The sequence below is a fragment of the Novosphingobium sp. BW1 genome (genome assembly GCF_008107685.1).
In the GTDB taxonomy this organism is placed as follows: domain Bacteria; phylum Pseudomonadota; class Alphaproteobacteria; order Sphingomonadales; family Sphingomonadaceae; genus Novosphingobium.
This window is the reverse complement of sequence record NZ_VIRF01000078.1, coordinates 110643-132026: the sequence shown is the minus strand read 5'-3', so window position 1 is coordinate 132026 and position 21384 is coordinate 110643. Positions and strand designations below refer to the sequence as shown.

The following is a 21384-nucleotide window of genomic DNA, read 5'->3' as shown; positions in this document are numbered from 1 at the left end:
AGGACAAGGTGCCCGTTTGCAAGGTCGCGCCCATCCGGGCAACCTGCGGTGGCTGATTAGTCGGATCGAGAAGGAGGACCCTTAAATGGCGGAAGCGGATACGACCAAGGCTTCGGACCTGTTTGTGCAGTGTCTGGAAAACGAAGGGGTCGAATACGTCTTCGGCGTACCGGGCGAGGAGAACCTCGATTTTCTCGATTCGCTTTCGCGTTCGGGTTCGATCCGGCTGATTCTCACACGCCACGAACAGGGCGCCGGTTTCATGGCGGCAACCTACGGGCGTCATACCGGAAAGGCGGGCGTGTGCCTTTCCACGCTGGGGCCGGGTGCCACCAATCTGGTCACTGCGGCGGCCTATGCGCAGCTGGGCGGCATGCCAATGGTGATGATCACCGGCCAGAAGCCGATCAAGAAGTCCAAGCAGGGGCGCTTTCAGATTCTAGATGTGGTTGCACTCATGCACCCGATCACCAAGTACGCGCACCAGATGGCCTCGGCGGACAATATCCCGAGCCGCGTGCGCGAGGCGTTTCGCCTCGCTGAAGAGGAAAAGCCCGGGGCCTGCCATATCGAGCTGCCTGAGGATATCGCGGATGAGCGTACGCTCTCGCGCCCCGTCGCTGGGTCGGTAGTACGGCGGCCCTCGGCGGACGTGAAATCGATCCGTCAGGCCTGCGAGGCGCTGGAAGCTGCGCGCAAGCCGCTTCTCGTCATCGGCGCAGGCGCCAACCGCAAGATGACCAGCAACATGCTGAGTGAGTTCGTCGAGAAGACGGGCATTCCCTTCCTTACGACGCAACTGGGCAAGGGTGTGATCGACGAGCGCCATCCCAAGTTCCTGGGCTGCGCAGCACTTTCGGCGGGTGACTTCGTCCACCGCGCGATCGAGGATGCGGACTGCATCGTCAACATCGGCCACGACGTGATCGAAAAGCCGCCGTTCTTTATGCACAACGATGCCGCGTGCCAAGAACGCAAGGTTATCCATGTCTCCACACAGACGGCCGAAGTCGACCCTGTCTATTTCCCGCATATCGAGGTGATCGGCGATATCGCCAACGCCATGTGGCAGATCAAGGAGGCTATCAAGCCGTCCTCGAAGTGGGATTTTTCGGCGATGCTGCGCTACCGCGAGGCCGAAGTCGAGCATACCGCCGGGCTGGCGTCGGACGCGCGCTTCCCGGTCTTTCCGCCGCATCTCGTGCAAGAAGTGCGAGATGTCATGCCCGAGGACGGCATCGTGTGTCTCGACAACGGCATCTACAAGATCTGGTTCGCGCGCGGCTACACCGCTTACCAGCCCAACACGGTGCTGCTCGACAACGCGCTCGCCTCGATGGGGGCAGGGCTGCCTTCGGCCATGGCCAGCGCTATGGTTTACCCCGAGCGCAAGGTCATGGCCGTGTGCGGGGACGGCGGGTTCATGATGAACAGCCAGGAACTCGAGACGGCGGTACGTCTCAAGCTCAACCTGACCGTGCTGGTGTTGAACGACAATGCCTATGGCATGATTCGCTGGAAGCAGGCGAACATGGGCTTTGCCGATTTCGGACTCACCTATGGCAATCCCGACTTCGTCCAGTACGCGCAGAGCTACGGGGCCAACGGATACCGGGCCGAAAGTGCGCGGCACTTGCGCGAATTGCTGGAGCATTGTCGGGACATGCCGGGTGTCCACCTGATCGACTGTCCGGTAGATTACTCAGAGAACGACCATATCCTGAATACCGAGATCAAGGATCTTTCCCGGGCACTCTGAGGGCGCTGGGAGCTAGATGTCGTCGAGGAGGAGGATTTCGATTTCCACCGAAAGGCGGGGCGGTGCGCCGTTGACGTGATCGCTCCCGCGCAGAGCCGCATCGGCGACGAGGTGGCCAGGGATCACGAACTCGTGGTCGGCAAGGGCTTCGATGAACTGCTCCCCGGCCTCGATCGCCTCGTTCCCCTGGAACGTCAGCGCAACTGTATGGCGTGCACCGGCGAAGGTTGCGCTCGACCAGGGGCGTTCGGAGTGGCGCAGGAATTCGGCACGGGGCCCTGCCAGTTGCAGGATCTGGGTGACTATCTGCAGCCAGGGGCCGCGCTGCGGGCGGGGGCGTGGGGCGGGCGTGTCGTGCCCTTTGGTTTCGGCGTGGAGAGTAAGATCAACGTGCATGGGCGGTCTCCCCGTTGGCGGCGCGGTAGCCGGACATGAACCCTTCGACTCTGTGCGTCATGGCTGCGCGCGGTTCGCGTCCGTTGCGCAGGTCTTCCACGAAGCGGGGGTCGCGGGCGACGAGCCTGCCGAAGCGGGTGCGGGACATCTTGGTCGCGCTCAGGAAGCGCTCGATCTCGCGAATCAACATGAGGCGGATTTTCCTTTCCTTCATTGGTTGAGCCAATGTTCATCTTATGTTCCAATTCAAATCCTACTTGTCTAGGAAATTTCCTTCGTGTACGGATTACATTATGGTAAGCGATCCTATCCGAAGCCGCCTGTTGGAGCTCGCCGATGCGCGCGGCGTAAGTCTTTCCGCGCTTTCGCGAATGCTTGGCAAGAACCCCAGCTATCTCCAGCAATTCGTGCGCAAGGGCAGTCCGAAGAAGCTCGAGGAGACAGATCGTGGTGCTTTGGCCCGGTTCCTCCGGGTGGCCGAGGAAGAGCTCGGCAAGCCAGAGGATATTTCCTCCGGTTTTGGAGGAGATTCGTCGCAGTGGGTGGAAATCCCCCGTCTCGTGCTTGGAGCATCGGCGGGGGCAGGATCTCTCGATTCGCAGGATGCCGCGTTCGATTCGGTCCGTTTTTCCATGCGTTGGCTGCGCGCGATGGGCTTGAAGCCCGGGAAGCTAGCGATGATTGCAGTCCTTGGCGATTCGATGGAGCCGACTTTGCGCGACGGCGACGAGATCCTGGTCGATCAGGGGCAGGGAGGCTTGCGCGATGGCATCCACGTCGTGCGTGTGGACGGAACTCTTCTCGTAAAGCGCGTCGAGACCGGCCGGCCGGGCGTTGTTGCCCTGCGCAGCGATAACCCGGCCTATGGGGTGATCGAGTGTCGTCCAGAAGATGTCGCGGTTATCGGGCGCGTGGTCTGGAAGGGCGGGCGTATCTAGGCTTGGGTGGTGTCCGCGCAGGCGCGCGGGAGATCAGGTGGTTGCATTCGGCGCGGGTCGGAGTCATGTCCCGGAGAATGACCGAAGCAAGCCAGCCCATGCGTGTGGGCATCATCCCTGTCACTCCGCTCCAGCAGAACTGCTCGCTCGTGTGGTGCACCAAGACCATGCACGGCGCGCTGGTCGATCCGGGTGGTGACCTGCTCAAGCTCAAGCAGGCGCTGGAGCAAACGGGCGTCACGCTCGAAAAGATCCTTATTACCCATGGCCACCTCGATCACTGCGGGCAGGCTGGCGTTCTCGCCAAGGAAATGGGCGTGCCCATTGAAGGGCCGCACGAGGAGGATCGCTTCTGGATCGCGCAGCTCGACGATGACGGGCCGCGCTGGAACATGGAAGCGCACACGTTCGAGCCTGATCGCTGGCTTGAGCATGGCGACACGGTGACCGTGGGTGAACTCGTTCTGGATGTCGTGCATTGTCCGGGGCACACGCCAGGGCACGTGGTATTCCACCATGCGCCAAGCCATTTTGCGATGGTCGGCGATGTCCTTTTCCAGAACGGGATCGGCCGCTGGGACTTTCCGCGTGGCAACCTGGAGGATCTCGTCAATTCGATCACGCAGCGTCTGTGGCCTCTCGGTGATGAGGTGACGTTCGTTCCCGGGCATGGTCCGGTCAGCACCTTTGGTGACGAGCGCCGGACGAACCCTTACGTCAGCGACAAAGCGCTCGAACGCGGGCTGCCGATGAGCTGAGATCGGCGCCGGGTCAGAACAAGCCCAGTGCAATCAGCACGGCGACAACGGCCAGGCCCAGTGTGACAAGGAGGCCTGGGGCAAACCCGCCGGCGCGCAGTGCGTTGATATCGGTGCGGTCCATGCCAAGCCCGCGGCCTACGCGTGCCGTCATGAAGAGCGCTCCGGCAAGCGGCAACCATACGCCGCCTCTGCCGGAAATCTCAATGGCGCCTGTCAGGATCAGCAGAAAGGGCGTGTTCTCGATTAAGTTCGCCTGGGCGCGCATGCGCTGCATCAGGCGCGGATTGTCGCCGTCTCCGTGGAGGATCTTTTCCTGCCCGCGGATCTTGCTCGATACGAGCGCCAAGCCAGAGGTTGATCAGTACTGCAGTAGCTGCAAGGCACAGTGTTGTAGGCAGGATCATGGTGTCTTGCTCTCTCCTGAAGCCGGTTAGTTTGTGATGGGGTGAGGAACGGCTTGCAACTCTCCAGAAATCGGGTATAGGCCCGCCTTCGCAAGCCGCCGGTCCGAGTACGGGCCCTGGCGGCCTTTTTTACATTAACGCATTTCCAGGAACAGGTGCCGAGATGGCCGTCCCCAAGAGAAAAACGACCCCGTCCCGCCGGGGCATGCGCCGCAGCCACGACGCTCTCAAGGCAGAAGCCTTTCACGAGTGCCCGAACTGTGGTGAGCTGAAGCGCCCGCACAACCTCTGCAACGCTTGTGGCCACTACAATGGCCGTGAAATCGTCGCGGTCGAAGTCTAAGACCTCGCACGAAGTTCGGAGATTGCCCATGAGTTTGCCGCGTATCGCCATCGATGCGATGGGCGGCGACGAGGGGGTGCGCGTCATGATCGAGGGCGCTGCACTTGCGCGCCGTCGTCATGATCAGTTCCAGTTCCTGCTCGTCGGCGACGAAGAGCGGATCAAGAATGCGCTTAAGGATCATCCGAACCTGCGCGCCTCGTCCGAGATCATCCATACCGATGGTGTGATCAGTGGCGAGGATAAGCCGAGCCAGGCCCTGCGTCGTTCCAAGGGGACGTCGATGGGGCGTGCCATTGAGGCGGTTAAGACAGGCGATGCTGGCGCCGCCGTAAGCGGTGGCAATACCGGCGCGCTTATGGCTATTTCCAAGTTGACCCTGCGCACCATGCCAGGGATCGACCGGCCTGCGCTTGCCGCGCTCTTGCCCACGCTCGGCGACAACGACCTGATCATGCTTGATCTGGGCGCAAACACCGAGTGTGACAGCCGCAACCTGGTCCAGTTCGCGATCATGGGGGCTGCTTATGCACGCGTAGTGTCGGGTCGCGCCGAGCCCCGCGTGCGTTTGCTCAACATAGGCACCGAAGAGATCAAGGGCACCGAGCTACTGCGTGATGCCTCCGCGATCCTGCGCGAAGCGGCCAAGGAGCTGTCGATCTCCTTCGACGGGTTCACCGAGGCCGACAAGATGGCGCATGGCAACGTCGATGTCGTGGTGACTGATGGCTTCTCGGGCAACATCGCCCTCAAGGCGGTAGAAGGTACGGCGCGTTTCGTCGCAGACCTCCTGCGCCGCAGTTTTTCCAGTTCGCTACGCTCGAAGATCGGTTTCCTGATCTCGCGCCCTGCCACCGAACTGCTCAAGCACCATCTTGACCCCAACAATCATAACGGCGCGGTCTTCCTGGGTCTGAACGGCATTGTCGTGAAGAGCCATGGGGGCGCCAGCGCCGCAGGTGTCGCAAATGCGGTCGCCGTGACCGCCCGCCTTCTGGAGGAACGAGTGACCGAGCGTATCAGCGCCGACCTGGCCCGCGTAGGCGATTCATCGCTGTGGATGCCGGGCGCCCAGGAAGAGCGCGCCTGATGCGCCGTTCGGTCCTGCTCGGTACCGGTTCGGCTCTCCCCGAAAAGGTCGTCTCCAACAGCGAACTCGCCCAACGTGTCGATACCAGCGATGAATGGATCGTCGAGCGTACCGGGATCACACAGCGCTATATCGCAGGCCCCGACGAAACGACGTCGAGCCTTGCCACCATGGCGGCGCTGAAGGCGATCGAGGCCTCGGGCATCGAAGCTGCCAGCATCGATCTCATCGTGCTCGCGACGGCCACCCCCGACCAGACGTTTCCTGCAACGGCGACCACGGTCCAGCACAACCTGGGCTGCGGCGGGTGCATTGCCTTCGACGTGGCGGCGGTCTGTTCGGGCTTCCTTTATGCCCTGGGTGTGGCCGACTCGATGCTGCATTCGGGTATGGCCCAACGCGCGCTTGTGATCGGAGCCGAGACCTTCAGTCGGATTCTTGATTGGGAGGACCGTACCACCTGCGTCCTCTTTGGAGATGGGGCGGGTGCGATTGTGCTCGAGGCACAGGAGCAGGCCGAGGGCGAAACGCCCCGTGGTATTCTTGCGACCAAGCTGCACGCCGATGGTGCCCACAACCAGTTACTCTATGTCGATGGCGGTCCCTCGACTACCGGAACCGTGGGCAAGCTGCGGATGAAGGGCCGTGAGGTCTTCCGTCATGCCGTGGTGAACCTGGCTCAAGTGCTTCACGAAGTGCTCGAGGCAGAAGGTCTGACAACGGCGGACATCGATTGGTTGGTGCCGCATCAGGCCAATGCCCGCATCCTGGATGGCACCGCCAAGAAGCTCTCACTCTCGCCCGAGAAGGTCGTCAAGACCGTGGGTGAGCATGCGAACACCTCGGCGGCCTCGGTTCCTCTGGCGCTCGACCAGGCCGTCCGCGATGGCCGGATCACACAGGGCGACCTTGTCGTTCTTGAAGCCATGGGCGGTGGTTTCACTTGGGGCGCGAGCCTTTTGCGGGTTTGAATTCGATAAAACGCATTTTGGATGCGTTCCTTATTCGACGCAGCATTGCAATTTTCGTTGATTTTCATATCATCCCCTCAGGATAAGCGTTTGAAGGGGATGCAGGCTTGATGCGGTCAGTGGATACATTGACGCGAGCAGAACTCGCGGACGCGATTCATCGTCAACTCGGACTTTCGAGGGCGGAGTCGCTCTCCATGGTGGAATCTATCCTCCAGCACATGGTGACGGCCCTCGGTGACGGTGAGAACGTGAAGATCTCCGGTTTCGGAACATTCCTTCTGCGCGATAAGGGTGAGCGCATGGGGCGTAATCCCAAGACCGGGGTGGAGGTGCCGATTACGCCGCGGCGTGTCCTCACCTTCCGGGCCAGCCAGATGCTGAAGGACCGCATTGCCGGGGCCTGAGGCCAGACGGAGTGCGGATTCTGAAGACTTCTTCCAACAATTTGAAGGCAATGCACGAGGCGCCAGGCTCCCATAAGCAGCCCGGCGCGCTGCGTACGATCGGCGAAGTCAGCGCCTTGCTGGGCCTGCGCCAGCATGTCCTGCGCTATTGGGAGACCCAGTTCCCGATGCTGCAGCCGGTCAAGCGCAGTGGTTCGCGGCGCTACTACCGTCCCGAGGATATCGCGCTGCTGCGCCGTATCGACGATCTGGTTCATCGTGAAGGGTATACATTGCGCGGTGCTAGTCAGCTTCTGGAGCAGGAGGCGTCTGGGGGGGGGGCACCGCGGGCGTCGAACTTGTTGGGATACTCCGATCTGAATTCAGGCGAATCAATGCGGAAAACCCTTAGTAAAATTCGTGAAAAGCTCAGATTAGCACTTGAGGCTGGTTAATAATCTGTAAGGTGGATTGGTGAGCAGAGGCGAGGAATTTTCCTGAGATCGGGAGAAAAAATACCCCGGTGCTTTTCGTTCATATGGATCACATTGCCCCTTGGTGGCTTGGACAAGTTTGAGCCAGTATCTGGGTGTTGCCAGATGGATCATTCCGAGGAAGCTGTTGGCCAGTTGATCGTATCGGGTGGCGAAGGCCCGGTTGACCTGGAGGTAGCCGAACATGCGCCCGATCTGTTTGCGCTATTTGTAGAGTGCTCGATCATGTTCGATCTTCACGCGGCGGTTTGAGCGGCCAGGGATAACTGCCTTGATCTTCCGTTCAGCGAGTTCGGCCCGGATCGCGCCTGCATCTTAGCCCTTGTTGGCGACCAGCGCATCGGGTGCGCGTTCGGGTAGGCCGATGAGGTCACCATACGCCTTGCAGTCGGCTGACTCACCGATCGGCAGGTGGAAGGAGAGCGGTGGTCCGAGGGCATCAGCCAAGCAGTTAAGCTTACTGGTGAACGCGCCCCGCAAGCGGCCAAGAGCGCGTCGATGAGTCCCTCTTTTCCGCCCGCTGCCGAGATGTGGGCGCAGACGGTGGTGTGCTGTCGATGCTGTAGTGGCCGCTGTCTGCCATGATCCCGGCCAACGTCACGGCAACGGGCTCCCAGCCCCCGACCTCACTCCACCGCCGAAACCGCCGATAGATGGTGTTCCAACTAGCATATTTCGGCGGGACGTCGCGCCACGGAGCGCCGCAGCGCAGCCGCCAGAGGATGCCGTTGATGATTGAACGGTTCTGCCCGGGCAGCCTGCCGCGACCTCGGTTCTCAGGCTCGATCGGCAGCAAGTCGTTCAGAACGCGCCACTCCGCCTCGGTGAGATCGCCGCTGCTCAAGCCTGCCTCCAAAAAGCAGCCTTGAATCAAGCGTCCTGCGCTACGTCAATCGTATTCACTGTTATAACGCCGGATCGATGAAAAACCGGATCAGTAGGCGATAAGCTGCTTATATGGGAACGCTGAAACTCGAAGATCGCACGGTGAAATATCAGTGGGCGACTGATGTGGAATTCGACAGCATACGTCTGAAGGTGCTCTTAGCCGACGGGGATACGTTCTTCGACATCAGCATACCGGATGACGGTCACATCACCATCAACACCTTCGGCAGGGAAGTTGCCGCAGACCTAATCGACGCTGCGCTCCAAATCCCCCTCCAACCGCTATAAGTTCAGGGCCGCCCCGAATTTGTCCACGCCGCCTAGTGCTGCCGACACTTGGTGACAAAAGGGCTACGCATCGCTTCCGCTGCCGGGCCATCCTGCGCTTCCACTTCGCCTTCGTTGCGCTTTCACTGGCCTGATATTCGGGCGCCAGAGCGAACGTGTTGCGCGCGTAAAATTGGCGATCGCCGCGAGCGGCAAAGGCTTTGAACAGCCCGTAGGTGCGCCACGATACAAAGACGGTCCAAGCGCTACCAACAATGCCGGCGATGACCCATGTTCACGTCGCAGCCGTAGTGCCCACATGGGGCTGGATCGTCCCGGCCAGCACGAACGGCAGTAATGCGAAAACCGGCGTAACCGGCCGAACTCGCCTGCCCAGATCTCGTGGTCCACGAAGCGGCGCAACTGCAGATATGTGCTTGTTTTGGGTCTCATAGGGGCAATCTGCCACATTTGGCGGATTGCCGCCATCAGACGGTATCTCTGGGCAACGGTCATGCGGTGCCGCCTGGAAAGATCTGGGCTGCGCCGGTCCGGCTTGCGGCGCTTCGCGTGATTGTGGAACGAGTGCGTCCGGGAGCGTACGACTAGAAGGGGCGGCCTATCTGGGAAAGTGACGCCTGGTCAGCCTCCGAGGTGAAATCAATCACGCGCGTCTTCTCCAGGCAAAGATTCGGTCGTCGACTTGATGCTTGTCCGCATAAGCTGGTCGATAACGTCCTTGCCCGGGGCGACGTGCCACCACGCGTTTGTCCGTAGCTCTTGGTTTCCGAACCTGCCGCCTAGAAGTTGGCGTTCGGGCCCAGGTCGGGATCGAGGTCGCGCGGGCGCTGCAGGTGCACGAGTTTGGCGCACCCCAAGTCGACCTTGTCCCAGCTATCGATGTCGAGCTGGAGGACAGCGAACGCGGCGGTCGGCAGCTTTTCCTCGACGATGTCGCGCAGCGGGCTGTTTCCATTGTCGGGCACGAGGTCGAAGATGAGGTCTTCGAGGCCCGGATTGTGGCCGACCATCATGATCGAGTCAGGATCGCCCTCCTGTTCCCGCAGCACGTCGATGAGCGTGGCGGAACTGGCGAGGTAGATGCGCCGGTCCCAGGTGATCGATGGGGCCGCGCCAGCCGCTTCGCTGGCGAGGTCGAGCGTCTGGGTGACGCGAACCGCAGGCGAGGCGAGAATACGGCTCCAGTTCTGGGCGTGGTCACGGATGTGCAGGCCCATGATGGCCGCGCCCTTGCGGCCTCGCGCGTTCAGGGGGCGGTCGAAGTCGCGGAGGCGCGCATCGTTCCAGTCCGACTTGGCGTGGCGAAAAATTCCAAGGGTCTTCATGGGCTCTGCCGCTTCCTAAAACATCTGCCTGCGCGCCAGGCGGGCGTGGTGCCGGTTTTTCAACTGCGATCCGCCGGATCGGCCCGGTTCGCGATCGGATTCCCTGAAGCATGACCGGCAACGCGCTGTAAAGCCTCGTCGAGCGAAATTCGCGCGATGGGGGTGCCTTCGGGGAAGGCGTCGAGCAGGCGTGAGGGGAAGGCCGAGGACAGCACGATGAAATGCCCGCGATCCTCCTTGCTGCGGATAAGACGGCCGAAGGCCTGCGCGAGGCGGGCTCGAATGATGCTGTCGTCATAGGCCGAGCCGCCTCCCGCCATGCGCCGCGCGCGGTGCAGGATCGTGGGCCGGGGCCAGGGCACCTGCTCCATAATGACGGTGCGAAGCGAGTGGCCAGGAACGTCCACACCGTCGCGCAGCGCGTCGGTGCCAAGTAACGAGGCGCCCGGATCATCACGGAAGATGTCAACCAGTGTGCCGGTGTCGATGGGATCGACGTGCTGGGCGTAGACGGGGAGGCCACCGCGAGCCAGCCGGTCTGCGATACGCCCATGAACGGCGCGAAGACGACGGATCGCTGTGAACAGACCGAGCACGCCGCCGCCCGATGCCTCGATCAGGCGGCCGTAGGCCGCGGCGAGTGCGGCAATGTCGCCACGCGGGACATCGCGCACGATCAGGACTTCGGCCTGCGCGGCGTAGTCGAACGGGCTCGGGCTGAGCGAAAGGCGTGGGCTCACCTCGATATGCGGTGCGCCCGAGCGGGTGATGGCGCGCTCCCAGCTGTCGCCGTCGCGCAAGGTGGCCGAAGTCATGATGACCCCGTGCGCGGGTTCGAGCACGACCTTCGCGAAGGGTTTCATCGGATCGAGCCAGTGGCGGTGGATGCCGATGTCGAACTCGCGCGCTTCGGAGCGGGCAAGGGCGAGCCAGTCAACATATTCGGGGTCGGCCGGACCGCCGAGGCGTTCGAGCAGGTTTTCCCAGGCGACCAGCAGGTCGATGCGCCAGGTCAGCGAATGGCGTGCACCTTCGATACGCGCGCGGCCCTGGCCGTCGAGCCAGTCCGGCCCGTCTTCGAGCAAGGCCTGGAGGCGAAGGCCAAGCTGGATCAACGGAAGGCGTAGTTCCGAAAGGGCGAGGCGTGCGGCCTGGGATGCCTCGACGAAAGCCCCCTCCAGCCCGGCCGCTTCGGTCTCGAGACCATAGCCGGCTTCCTGTCCGCCGCTTTCATCGCGCGCATAAACGGTGGCGCGCACGGCTGCGAGCAATTCTTCGAGCGGACCGGACGGCTCGCCGTCGTTGATGCGCTGCAGCCAACCGTCGGAAGGCAGGGCTTCGGCGGCGGAAAGGGCGGTCAGGATTGCCTTGTCGCCTTCATCGTCGTAGCTTGCAACGTCGGCGAGCCGCGCTGCGAGGCCGCGGCGGCGTCCGCGCGACTTCTTCTCCGGGCCGATTACCCAGCGCCGCAGTTCGATCATCTCGGTGCCCGAAAGCTCGGCAGCGAAGGTCGAATCGGCCGCGTCGAAGACATGATGGCCTTCGTCGAACACAATGCGGGTCGGGCGCGAGGCGACGTCGCGGCCGCGAACCGCGTTAATCATCACCAGCGCGTGGTTGCCGATGACGAGGTCCGCATTGATGCTGGCGCGCGCGGCGCGCTCGATGAAGCATTTGCGGTAGTGCGGACAGCCAGCATAGACGCATTCGCCGCGCTGGTCGGTCAGCGCCGCGATGCCGCGCTTGCGGAACAGAGTGCCGAGCCACCCGGGCAGATCCCCGCCGATCATGTCGCCGTCCTGGGTATAGGCGGCCCAGCGGCCGACCAGTTGGGCGAGGATGGCGGCCCGTCCGGCGAAGCCGCCCTGAAGGGCATCTTCAAGGTTCAGGAGGCACAGGTAATTCTCGCGTCCCTTGCGCACTACGACCGGTTGCGAACCATCGGGCCGCGTCTCGGGCCAGGCGCGGCGGCTTTCCTTGCGCAACTGGCGCTGTAGCGCCTTGGTGTAAGTTGAGACCCAGACCGTGCCGCCGCTGGCTTCGCTCCAGACGGAGGCTGGGGAGAGATAGCCCAGCGTCTTGCCCACGCCTGTGCCTGCCTGGGCCAGAACGACATGGGGAAGGCCAGCTCGGCTGCGCGGAGCAAAGGCGTGCGCGGCCTCGACGGCGAAAGCCTTTTGGCCTGCGCGCTCCTCTGCGCCCTGTCCGATGAGATGGGCCAGGCGGTCGAGAACGGCCCCATCCGGAATGTTGAGCTGGCGCGGCTGGGGCGGCTCGGGCGACTCTTCCCACTCCGGCAAGCGTGTGAAGATCCAGCGCTCGGCCTTCTGCGGCTTGGCGAGGCGCGGGGCGAGCAGTGTGGCCCAGGGCCAGCGCATCTTCACCAGCGATTGCAGCGAGGTCCAGGCTCCCTCACGCTCGGCCCAGTCGGGCTGCTCGCAGGTTTCCAGGAGACGCATCGCGGCGTGCTGGAGAAGTTCGGGCACTTCACTGTCGGCTTCAGGACGCGGCAGGCCCAGCGCATCGGCGAGCCCCTTGGGCGTGGGCACGACAAAGCGGGCAGGGTGCATAAACGCGTAGAGTTCGAGCAGGTCAAGCCCGGCAAGATCAGGATAGCCCAGGCGCGTCGCGAGCAGTGGGGCGTTTAGGATCAGGTGCGGGGCATCCGCGACCGCGGTGACGGCCTGTCCCTTGGAGAGGGCGCGCGCGTCTCCTTGTCCGTCGTGAAGCCAGCAGCCGCTGTGGCTGGCGTGAAGAGCAGGTAGTCGGGACGCGGACATGGTTCAGGTCTTAAGCGCAGCTAGAACGGAAGGGAATGCGCGGTGTGCATCTATCCGCACCTCAATGGGCGGGGCGCAGCGAACGGGGGCTCATTCGGGCCGGTTCACATCCCCAGAGTGGAGGGATCGAGCAGCGTGCCTTGCTCGTCCATTCCAGCCATAAGGTTGCGCAAGTTCCGCTAGCTGTTGGCATGCGCGGCGCTTTCGAGGAGCTCTGTCGAGAGCCAGTCTGTCATGGAAATGCCCGCAGGCGATGACCGCCTCGATCTCGCGGCTGCAACGGATTGTTTCGGAAGGGGCGCAGGGGGAGAGGATGATGTCCGCATGGGAGCCTTGCGAGAAGCAACCGCTTGCCTGTTTCGTGTCCAGGACCTTGGCGGTGTTGGTGGTGCTTGCGCGCAGGGCCCGGACAGGCGCCATGCCGCCACGCACCATCAGGGCAAGTTCGTCGTGCAAGGACGGGCTGGGAATGTTCGTGAGGATACCGGCATCGCTGCCGCTCATCAGGGTGACGCCAGCTTCGTCGAGCATTGCGGTGAAGCGACCGAGCCACAGGTCCTTGGCGGGGTGCTCGGTTGGCTCCTGCCTGGACCACAGCGAAATGTGCTCCACTTCTGTCTGCTGGGCGACCGGGTTGAGGGTGTCGGTCCCGGCGCGCGCGGCGTATGCGCCTTTCGTGCGGGCCACCATGCAGAGATTGTGGTGCGCAAGAAGCGTTGGCGTGATCGGCGTGCCACTCTGCGCGATCCGCAGGGCAAGGGTCCTGGGCGCCCTGTCATTCTGCCGGTCCGGCAAGGCCATGCCCCGGGATCGATTCGACATGTTCGATAATCTCGAGCGCGGCATCGAGGATTTCCTCGAAGGCGATTGAGGAGGGAATGTCGCGGCGCAGGCCGGAGCCGCAGCCGAGAGTGCCAGCGCCACGACGCCAGTGAGAAGGTGCCGAACGCGAAAGGCCGGCATGAATCCCCTCCATGCCGGCCAGTCAGCGGATTATCGCGCCCGGTTCAAGTCGCCAGAGTGATCCGGCTTGAACGGGCGTAACTCGAATTGTCAGGTTTCGTTGGCGGCCAGAGGCGCATTCTCGACCGCAAGCGCTTCCTTGAAGGTGTGCGTGACGTAAGGGAAGGGGATCTCGATCTCGGCGTCGTCAAGCGCCTTCTTGATCGCCATGATCACGTGGCTTTTGGTCAGGCGCTTGTCCTGCTCGCCGGTGTTGCTCCACCACAGCACCAGGAAGTCGACCGAGCTTGCGCCAAATTCCTGCGCGAAGACAAGGACGCCCTTGTCCTTGTCGACTTCAGCAATGCCTTCCACGGCCTTGCGGATGGTCGTTTCGGCGGTTTCAAGGTCGGTGTCGTAGGATACGCCCACGACCACCTGCTCTCGGCGTACGGCCTGGTCATTGAAGATGTCGACCGCGTTCTTGAACAGCATCGAGTTGGGCACGACGGTCAGTTCGCCCGAGAATTGGCGGATGTAGGTTTCACGCAGGGTGATGCGCTCGACCGAACCCATGATGCCGTTGCACGAAATCGAATCGCCGATGTTCATCTTTTCGCGCAGCATGATGAGCACGCCAGCGAGGAAGTTCTCGAAGATGTCCTGGAAGGCAAAGCCGATAGCCAGAGCACCGACACCCAGTCCAGCGACGGCACCTGCCGGAGTGAAGCTCGGGATTGCGACGGTCAGCGCGATCAGGATGCCCAGGATCCAGACCGCAAGCTTGGTCACTGTTTCCAAAAGCTGCTGCAGATCGGTGCGCAGGCCTGCGCGCTTGGTGACCCGGCCGATGATGCGCACGAACACGCCAACCATGATCCAGGTGAGTATGACGATGCCAAGGGCGATGGCGAGCGAGGGCAGGAGTTGGAAGAAGCCCATGGCCATGCTCTCCAATTCCTTGGTCAGGGTCTCGATATAATTCACGAAGATTTTTCCGTCCTTCCGGTGCGTTTTGCACCTAACTGTTGAGGACCGCCGGGGGTTCCTGTTTCGGTTTGCGCGCAGACGGAGTGCCGAAGGCGCTTGCGAAATCGCGCGCAATCGCAGATGAGCGCGCGCATGACTGAAAATGCCCTGATCGAAGCCGCCCGTGTGTCCAAGGCCTGGCCCTTCCAGGAGGCCCAGAAACTGCTCAAGCGCTATCCCAATGGCAAGAGCGGTGCTGACGGTTCTCCAGAGCCTATCCTGTTCGAGACGGGATATGGCCCCTCGGGGCTGCCGCATATCGGGACGTTCCAGGAAGTCCTGCGCACCACACTCGTGCGCCGCGCCTACGAGGCGCTGGTCGGCGCGAAGCCGGAGGACGGCGTAACCCGACTGGTCGCTTTCTCGGACGACATGGATGGTCTGCGCAAGGTTCCGGACAATATCCCGCGGGCCGAACTGCTTGCCGCGAACCTGGGCAAGCCGCTCAGCCGCATTCCTGATCCTTTCGGCAAGTTCGAAAGTTTTGCGCACCATAACAACGCGATGCTGCGCGAATTCCTCGACCGCTTCGGGTTCGACTATGAGTTCGTCTCGGCGAGCGAGCGCTACAATGCGGGCCGTTTCGACCACGCGTTGAGCGGTGTCCTCACCCACTACGATGCGATTATGGGCGTCATGCTGCCCACGCTGCGCGAAGAGCGTCGCAAGACCTATTCGCCCGTGCTCCCGGTCTCGCCGACAACGGGCGTCGTTCTGCAGGTTCCGGTTGAAGTGCTGGATCCCGCGACCGGCATGATCCGCTTCACCGACGAGGACGGCTCCACGGTCGAGCAGAGCGTGTTCGGCGGCCAGGCCAAGCTGCAGTGGAAGGTCGACTGGGCCATGCGCTGGGTGGACCTTGGTGTCGACTACGAGATGTGCGGCAAGGACCTGACCGATTCGGTCACGCAGTCAGGCAAGATCGCCAAGATCCTCGGCCGTCGCCGTCCCGAAGGGCTGATCTATGAGCTGTTCCTCGATGAGAACGGGGAGAAGATCTCCAAGTCAAAGGGCAATGGTCTCACCATCGAGCAGTGGCTGACCTACGGCACCGAGGAGTCGCTCGGCTTCTATCTGTTCCGTGAACCCAAGAGCGCCAAGCAGCTGCACATCGGCGTGATCCCCAAGGCCGTGGACGAATACTGGCAGTTCTATGGCAACCTGTTCAAGCAGGCGCTCGACAAGCAACTGGGCAACCCGGTGTGGCACCTCCTGCGCACGAACGGCCAGAAGCAGAACGATGTGCCGGTGCCGCCGGTAACCTTTGCGCTGCTCCTGAACCTTGTCGGTGTGCTAGGCGCCAACGCCACGCGTGAGCAGGTCTGGTCCTACCTGGCGAACTATGTCGAAAACGCCGAACCTACCGAGCACCCCGCGCTGGACGCGATGGTGAGCTGCGCGCTCGCCTACAACCGTGACTACATCGCGCCGACCCTGCAGCGCCGCAAGCCCGAGGGCGGTGAAGTGGCCGCTCTTGCCGAGCTCGATGCGCAGCTTGCCAAGGTCGAGGCCAATGTTTCGGCGGAGGACCTGCAGAACATCGTCTACGAGATCGGCAAGGACGAGCAGTACGGCTTTGAGAGCCTGCGTGACTGGTTCAAGGCGCAGTACGAGACGCTGCTAGGCTCCAGCCAGGGGCCGCGCATGGGCAGCTTCATCGCGCTCTACGGTGTGCCTGAGACGCGCAAGCTCATCGCCGAAGCGCTGGCCTGAGGCTGCGCAAACCCAAACTAGCGGGCGTGCTGCGCAACAGAGGTCCCCTCTGGCGCGGCAACCCATCCCTCGACCTGTTCCTTTAGCAGGCAGAGCGGCACGCGTCCGAGACTAGAACGGTCTCGTGCAAGTCACGGATAACAAAGCGCGAGCCGAGGCGTTGTTCGGCGTCTCGGCGCAGCTTCTGGATGGTGAGCGCGCCGATTTTATAGGACAGGGCCCGGGCCGGAATCGCGATGTAGCGGTCGACTTCGGCCTCGGCCTCGGCATCGCTGCAACCCATGCCGGAATGGTCAAGCATGTAGTCGATGGCCTGCGCGCGTGACCAATGACGTGCGTCAAGGCCGGTGTCGAGGACGAGGCCCATCGCGCGCAGCATCTCATCGTCGAGCGTTCCCCAATGCTGAAGCGGGTCGTCGTAGAGGCCCATGTCGTAGACCAGGGTCTCGGCGTAAAGCACCCAGCCTTCCACGAACGCAGTGGTCTGCGAATTGCGCTGGAAGGTGGGCTGGGCGGAGTTCTCGCGTGCAAGGCTGATCTGCAGGTGATGGCCGGGCATGGCTTCGTGCTGGTAAAGTGTCGTCACGCTCGAGACGAAGTAATTTTCCAGGTTTTAAGTGTTGTAGAAGAAGGTCGCCGGGATGCGGCCCGCGCCTTCCACATAGAATCCTCCAGCTTCGTAGCGGGCGATGGCGGTGTCGATGATCGTGGGAAAAGCGGCGTAGAGTCGCAGGACCTCACGGTAATCTTCTTCGTTATCGTAGGAAAAGGCCCGCCGGGCGCGATGAGCGAGGGAAAATCAAGCTGAAGTCCCGCAAAATGGTGGAACGGGAATGCCCCTTCGAGGCTCCGCATTTCCGGCCGTAGTGCCGCAACGTGCTCAGCCATGCGCTCTTGGAAGAGGGCGTGGGAAAAGCGCAGGTCGCCCGCTAGCGCGCATCGGCATTGTCAGGAACTAGAGCGCGGCAAGCGGATCGAGGGCCGCCTCGCGAGCCTCCTGGTTCGCAAAAAGGCCTGCGCAGGGCGCGAGAATCCTGCCGCCTGTCAGTCTGCTCGGCCTCGGTTGTCACAGGGCAGGGCGGCGGGGTGCGGCGATCACACCAAGGATCACAAGGCTAGCGGCCGGCGCGCGCCGCCACCGCCGCTTTAGAAGTGTGGGAGGTGAGCCCGCGCGGCCTATTGCCAGGTGTGGGAGCGAAACCATTTCGTGACGATGTACTTGGTGCCCCGCACAACCGGCCGGGCGGCGTGGAGGGTATAGGGGTTGGGTCGCCCGTCGGGCAAGGCGTTGTTCCACAGGAGAAGGCCGCCCAGTCTTGGTCGAATACGCAGCGAAAGGCGCGTGAACTCGGTCGCGCCGCCTTCATCGACGGCGTTGAGATAGATCATCGCGGTCCAGCTGCGTTGGCGTCCGCAGTTTTTCTCGCGCTGCCAGTATTCGGCGCTGGTGTCGAACCAGTCGCAATGTTCGGCGAAGAACTGGCCGCACTCGTAGCGCTGCCCCTGCGCAGCTTCGCTGCGCTGGCCCGAAAGTCCGGTCAGGGCGCACAGCCGCGCGTCGAGGCGGCGTACGACTGAATCCTCGGGATCTATGTCGCTTGAGCAGCTCGTGCGGATCTGTGTGTTGTCGGAATCGTCGACCAGGGCGGAGGGCTGCGCTTCGGCATCGATCAGATCGATCAGATGGCGGCAGCAGTCCGCGTCGAGGAAATTGTCGAGCGTGTAGATCTCGGCGCGTTCGTCGGGGAGGCGGCGTACGGCGGGTGCGGCGTCGAGCCGGTTGCGCACCCGGGTGCCGATGCGGGCGAGGATCTCTCGATCCAAAAGTCGCTCTGCGTCCATCGAACCATGCTCGCAGGTTCACGAGGACGGATCAATCTCGGGATTGTCCCGGATACGCAAAAGCCCCCTTGCCGCAGAGCAAGGGGGCTGATCGCGATCGATGAACGAGGGTGTTACCAGAAGAAGTCGTAGATCACGTCGACAACTTCGCCCGTATAGGTGTTAACCAGAAGCACGTCGTCATAGTAACGGACCCAGCGGTAGGGGCCGTAGACGGCGGGCAGACGGTAGGCCCAGGGGTCGTTGATCCAGTAACGGCTGCCGTAGAACATCGCGCCCAGCGAGAAGCCGATGCTCAGGCGGCGGTAAGCATAGCCGCGGTAGGGGGCGTAGTAGCGTCCCAGGCGGTAGTGCGAACGGTGCTGAGCCCGATAGCTACGCCAGTTGTAGCGGTTGTTGCGGCGCCACTCGTTGCGGTCCCAACGCCGTTCGGCGCGGCGGCTGGAGCGATAGTCGCGGCGGTTATCACGCCGTTCATAGCGATTTCCACGGCGGTCGTCGCGACGGTCAAACCGGCTGTCCCGGCGCTGGTCACGGTGGTCATAGCGGGTGTCGCGCCGTGTGTCCCGGCGGGTTTCCCGATTCTGGGCCTGGCGGTTGTCGCGCACATTGCGGCGGGCATCCGGCCGGGCCGTGCGCTCGGCGCGGCTGGCGCGGCTACGCTCGAGGCGCTGGGCGCGGCTTGTCTCGCGGCGGCTGTAATTGCGCTCTGCGCGCTCCTGCCTCCGTTCGATACTTGCTCCACCACGATTGTTGCGGGTCTGCGCCGGACGGCTGGGCCGGGCCTGGCGTTGCGGGCTCGCCTGGCGTTGCGGGCTCGCCTGGCGTTGCGGGTTCGCCTGGCGTTGTTGACGCGCCTGGCGCTGGCCGCCGCGATCACCGCGGTTAGCGCGCTCATGACGCCCACGTTCCTGCGCAATCGCGATGTCGGGAAGGACCATTCCGGTCGTGGCAAGGAGCATGGCTCCCCAGGCTCCGGCCTTCAGAAGTGTTCTGGACATTGTGGGTACCTCTTCTGCTCTCGCAGCCAATCGTTCCGTAACCATTGCGCGGAGGTGGGGTGAGAGCTTTATCCAATCGTTTTCAGCGTTGATCCGGTTCTACCCTGAGGCGACTTGCCTGAAGCTGAACTGGGTTACGGCTTTGCGTTCATGTCAGGGGTTATTTTGATGAACGTCGCGACTGGGGCCGTCATATACGAAAACGGCCCGCCGTTTCGGGCGGGCCGTCTCGATCCTTGTGGAGGGATGTGTCAGCGCGTCAGCTTCTTGTAGGCCAGCGCGGTCGGACGGTCGGCCGCATCGCCGAGGCGGCGGCGCTTGTCCTCTTCGTAGGCCTCGAAGTTGCCTTCGAACCATTCGACGTGGCTGTTGCCCTCGAAGGCGAGGATGTGCGTGGCCAGACGGTCGAGGAAGAAGCGGTCGTGCGAGATGACCACGGCGCATCCGGCGAAGTTCTCGATCGCCTCTTCGAGCGCACCGAGGGTTTCAACGTCGAGGTCGTTGGTTGGTTCGTCAAGCAGGAGGACGTTGCCACCCTCCTTGAGCATCTTGGCAAGGTGGACGCGGTTGCGTTCACCGCCCGAGAGCTTGCCGACGTTCTTCTGCTGGTCCTGGCCCTTGAAGTTGAAGGCGCCGACATAGGCACGTGTCGACACGTCGTGGCCGTTGACCTTCATGTAGTCGAGGCCGTCGGAGATTTCCTCCCAGACGTTGTTCTTGCCATCGAGGTGGTCGCGGTTCTGGTCCACATAGCCCAGATGCACGGTCTGACCTATCTCGATCTCGCCGGTGTCGGGCTTCTCCTGGCCGGTGAGCATCTTGAAGAGGGTCGACTTACCCGCACCGTTGGGGCCGATGACGCCGACGATGCCGCCGGGCGGCAGGATGAACGATAGGTCCTCGAACAGAAGCTTGTCGCCAAAGGCCTTGGAGATGCCCTTGGCTTCGATGACCTTGCCGCCCAGGCGCTCGGGCACCTGGATGACGATCTGGGCCTTGCCGGGGGTGCGCTGGTCCTGCGCGTTCTGCAGTTCCTCGAACTTGCGGATACGGGCCTTGGACTTGGTCTGGCGTCCCTTGACGCCGGCGCGGATCCACTCGAGCTCGTCCTTGAGGGCCTTCTGACGGCCCGTCGCCTCGCGGTCTTCCTGCTCAAGGCGCTTGGCCTTCTTCTCAAGGTACGTCGAGTAGTTGCCTTCGTAGGGGAAGTACTTTCCGCGGTCGAGTTCGAGGATCCAGCCCACCACGTTGTCGAGGAAGTAGCGGTCGTGGGTGATCATCAGCACGGCACCGTGGTACTCGGCGAGGTGATTTTCCAGCCAGTTGACGCTTTCGGCGTCGAGGTGGTTCGTCGGTTCGTCGAGCAGCAGGATGTCGGGCTTCTGGATGAGCAGGCGGGTCAGCGCGATGCGGCGCTTTTCACCGCCCGAGAGGCTTTTAACGTCCCAGTCGCTGGGCGGGCAGCGCAGGGCTTCCATCGCCACTTCGAGCTGGTTGTCGAGCGTCCAGCCATCGACGGCGTCGATCTTGTCCTGCAGCGTGCCCATTTCCTCCATGAGCGCGTCGAAGTCGGTGTCGTCCTGCGGATCACCCATTTCGGCCGAGATCGCGTTGAAGCGGTCGACCATGTCGGCCACTTCGCGCGCGCCGTCCTTGACGTTTTCGAGCACGGTCTTGCTCTCGTCGAGCTGGGGTTCCTGCGGCAGGTAGCCCACGGTGATGTTCTCACCGGGCCAGGCTTCGCCCGAAAAATCGGTGTCGATACCGCCCATGATCTTCATAAGGGTCGACTTGCCCGCGCCGTTGGGGCCAACGATGCCGATCTTGGCGCCCTGGTAAAACTGCAGGTTGATGTTGGAGAGCACCGGCTTGGGTGCGCCCGGGAAGGTCTTGGTCATGTCCTTCATGACGAAGGCGTATTGCGCGGCCATGCGGTCCTCGGATGCTGTGTTGATGGAATACTTGGCCTTGGCCCTTACAGAGCCCGTCCCCGGCCTGCAAGCGGCCCGATGAGTTGGAAGCAGGCGGTAAGGC

The 21384-nt window shown here is 62.7% G+C and carries 25 protein-coding genes; 11 read left to right on the top strand and 14 right to left on the bottom strand.

Going from position 1 to position 21384, the window contains the following annotated elements:
- The first annotated feature begins 85 nt into the window (after nt 1-85).
- Entirely contained in the window at nt 86-1759 is a 1674-nt protein-coding gene (locus tag FMM79_RS12910) for an acetolactate synthase large subunit (protein WP_148627869.1), read from the top strand.
- Between the two features lie 12 nt (nt 1760-1771).
- Here FMM79_RS12910 and FMM79_RS12905 read toward each other — a convergent pair whose 3' ends face one another.
- Nucleotides 1772-2155, bottom strand: coding sequence for a hypothetical protein (locus FMM79_RS12905; protein ID WP_240339156.1), 384 nt, complete (start codon nt 2153-2155; stop codon nt 1772-1774).
- Nucleotides 2145-2345, bottom strand: a complete 201-nt coding sequence (locus tag FMM79_RS12900; RefSeq protein ID WP_039393190.1) for a hypothetical protein — start codon at nt 2343-2345, stop codon at nt 2145-2147. Before FMM79_RS12900 ends, FMM79_RS12905 begins: the two co-directional genes overlap by 11 nt.
- 103 nt (nt 2346-2448) lie before the next feature.
- Here FMM79_RS12900 and FMM79_RS12895 point away from each other — a divergent pair, with 103 nt between their 5' ends.
- Together FMM79_RS12895 and FMM79_RS12890 are read left to right on the top strand one after the other, a co-directional pair.
- Nucleotides 2449-3093: a LexA family transcriptional regulator gene (locus FMM79_RS12895; protein WP_148627868.1), complete on the top strand. Its 645-nt coding sequence runs from the start codon at nt 2449-2451 to the stop codon at nt 3091-3093.
- Nucleotides 3094-3170: 77 nt separating this feature from the next.
- Nucleotides 3171-3851: an MBL fold metallo-hydrolase gene (locus FMM79_RS12890; protein ID WP_148627867.1), complete on the top strand. Its 681-nt coding sequence runs from the start codon at nt 3171-3173 to the stop codon at nt 3849-3851.
- A 13-nt stretch (nt 3852-3864) separates the two neighbouring features.
- Here the strand turns inward: FMM79_RS12890 and FMM79_RS12885 are convergent, their stop codons facing one another.
- Nucleotides 3865-4200, bottom strand: coding sequence for an MAPEG family protein (locus tag FMM79_RS12885; RefSeq protein ID WP_240339155.1), 336 nt, complete (start codon nt 4198-4200; stop codon nt 3865-3867).
- Nucleotides 4201-4421: 221 nt separating this feature from the next.
- On the opposite strand from FMM79_RS12885, the gene rpmF reads away from it, so the two are divergent.
- The 6 genes from rpmF to FMM79_RS21250 all read left to right on the top strand — a co-directional run bounded on the left by rpmF (nt 4422) and on the right by FMM79_RS21250 (nt 7794).
- Nucleotides 4422-4601 (top strand): 50S ribosomal protein L32, encoded by a 180-nt coding sequence (rpmF, locus tag FMM79_RS12880; RefSeq protein WP_148627866.1) that lies wholly within the window; start codon nt 4422-4424, stop codon nt 4599-4601.
- A gap of 28 nt (nt 4602-4629) precedes the next feature.
- Complete coding sequence (gene plsX, locus FMM79_RS12875) at nt 4630-5691, top strand: phosphate acyltransferase PlsX (protein ID WP_148627865.1); 1062 nt, start codon at nt 4630-4632, stop codon at nt 5689-5691.
- Nucleotides 5688-6662 (top strand): beta-ketoacyl-ACP synthase III, encoded by a 975-nt coding sequence (locus FMM79_RS12870; protein WP_148628115.1) that lies wholly within the window; start codon nt 5688-5690, stop codon nt 6660-6662. Before plsX ends, FMM79_RS12870 begins: the two co-directional genes overlap by 4 nt.
- Before the next feature lie 110 nt (nt 6663-6772).
- Nucleotides 6773-7069 carry an integration host factor subunit alpha gene (locus FMM79_RS12865; protein WP_148628114.1) on the top strand — a complete coding sequence of 99 codons (297 nt, stop codon included), beginning with the start codon at nt 6773-6775 and terminating at the stop codon, nt 7067-7069.
- A 50-nt stretch (nt 7070-7119) separates the two neighbouring features.
- Nucleotides 7120-7503 carry a MerR family transcriptional regulator gene (locus FMM79_RS12860; protein ID WP_148628113.1) on the top strand — a complete coding sequence of 128 codons (384 nt, stop codon included), beginning with the start codon at nt 7120-7122 and terminating at the stop codon, nt 7501-7503.
- A gap of 144 nt (nt 7504-7647) precedes the next feature.
- On the top strand, nt 7648-7794 hold the full coding sequence (locus FMM79_RS21250; protein WP_153269328.1) for a hypothetical protein: 147 nt from the start codon (nt 7648-7650) through the stop codon (nt 7792-7794).
- 63 nt (nt 7795-7857) lie between these two features.
- Here the strand turns inward: FMM79_RS21250 and FMM79_RS22090 are convergent, their stop codons facing one another.
- Complete coding sequence (locus tag FMM79_RS22090) at nt 7858-7989, bottom strand: hypothetical protein (protein ID WP_256376801.1); 132 nt, start codon at nt 7987-7989, stop codon at nt 7858-7860.
- A 10-nt stretch (nt 7990-7999) separates the two neighbouring features.
- Nucleotides 8000-8386 (bottom strand): transposase, encoded by a 387-nt coding sequence (locus FMM79_RS12855; RefSeq protein WP_162528510.1) that lies wholly within the window; start codon nt 8384-8386, stop codon nt 8000-8002.
- Between the two features lie 113 nt (nt 8387-8499).
- Between FMM79_RS12855 and FMM79_RS12850 the strand changes: the two genes are divergently transcribed.
- The gene (locus tag FMM79_RS12850; protein WP_148627863.1) at nt 8500-8718 is read left to right on the top strand and encodes a hypothetical protein; all 219 of its coding nucleotides are present in this window, start codon (nt 8500-8502) and stop codon (nt 8716-8718) included.
- A 779-nt stretch (nt 8719-9497) separates the two neighbouring features.
- Here the strand turns inward: FMM79_RS12850 and FMM79_RS12845 are convergent.
- From FMM79_RS12845 to FMM79_RS12830, 5 genes are all read right to left on the bottom strand, one after another.
- On the bottom strand, nt 9498-10043 hold the full coding sequence (locus FMM79_RS12845; protein ID WP_148627862.1) for a histidine phosphatase family protein: 546 nt from the start codon (nt 10041-10043) through the stop codon (nt 9498-9500).
- Nucleotides 10044-10102: 59 nt separating this feature from the next.
- Nucleotides 10103-12823: an ATP-dependent DNA helicase gene (locus FMM79_RS12840; protein WP_148627861.1), complete on the bottom strand. Its 2721-nt coding sequence runs from the start codon at nt 12821-12823 to the stop codon at nt 10103-10105.
- Between the two features lie 90 nt (nt 12824-12913).
- Nucleotides 12914-13624 carry an amidohydrolase family protein gene (locus tag FMM79_RS12835; protein WP_162528509.1) on the bottom strand — a complete coding sequence of 237 codons (711 nt, stop codon included), beginning with the start codon at nt 13622-13624 and terminating at the stop codon, nt 12914-12916.
- Nucleotides 13599-13799, bottom strand: coding sequence for a hypothetical protein (locus FMM79_RS21405; protein WP_162528508.1), 201 nt, complete (start codon nt 13797-13799; stop codon nt 13599-13601). Before FMM79_RS21405 ends, FMM79_RS12835 begins: the two co-directional genes overlap by 26 nt.
- Before the next feature lie 77 nt (nt 13800-13876).
- Nucleotides 13877-14752 carry a mechanosensitive ion channel family protein gene (locus tag FMM79_RS12830; protein ID WP_148627859.1) on the bottom strand — a complete coding sequence of 292 codons (876 nt, stop codon included), beginning with the start codon at nt 14750-14752 and terminating at the stop codon, nt 13877-13879.
- Nucleotides 14753-14887: 135 nt separating this feature from the next.
- Here FMM79_RS12830 and FMM79_RS12825 point away from each other — a divergent pair, with 135 nt between their 5' ends.
- Complete coding sequence (locus FMM79_RS12825; RefSeq protein ID WP_148627858.1) at nt 14888-16507, top strand: lysine--tRNA ligase; 1620 nt, start codon at nt 14888-14890, stop codon at nt 16505-16507.
- 82 nt (nt 16508-16589) lie between these two features.
- Here the strand turns inward: FMM79_RS12825 and FMM79_RS12820 are convergent, their stop codons facing one another.
- The 4 genes from FMM79_RS12820 to ettA form a co-directional block, all read right to left on the bottom strand.
- Nucleotides 16590-17093 (bottom strand): DUF885 family protein, encoded by a 504-nt coding sequence (locus FMM79_RS12820; RefSeq protein ID WP_240339154.1) that lies wholly within the window; start codon nt 17091-17093, stop codon nt 16590-16592.
- A 590-nt stretch (nt 17094-17683) separates the two neighbouring features.
- A complete protein-coding gene (locus FMM79_RS12815; protein WP_240339153.1) occupies nt 17684-18331 on the bottom strand; it encodes a 2OG-Fe(II) oxygenase in 648 nt (215 codons plus the stop codon).
- Nucleotides 18332-18462: 131 nt separating this feature from the next.
- Nucleotides 18463-19350, bottom strand: a complete 888-nt coding sequence (locus FMM79_RS12810) for an RcnB family protein (protein WP_240339152.1) — start codon at nt 19348-19350, stop codon at nt 18463-18465.
- A gap of 251 nt (nt 19351-19601) precedes the next feature.
- Nucleotides 19602-21281 (bottom strand): energy-dependent translational throttle protein EttA, encoded by a 1680-nt coding sequence (gene ettA, locus FMM79_RS12805; protein WP_148627856.1) that lies wholly within the window; start codon nt 21279-21281, stop codon nt 19602-19604.
- Nucleotides 21282-21384 lie beyond the last annotated feature (103 nt).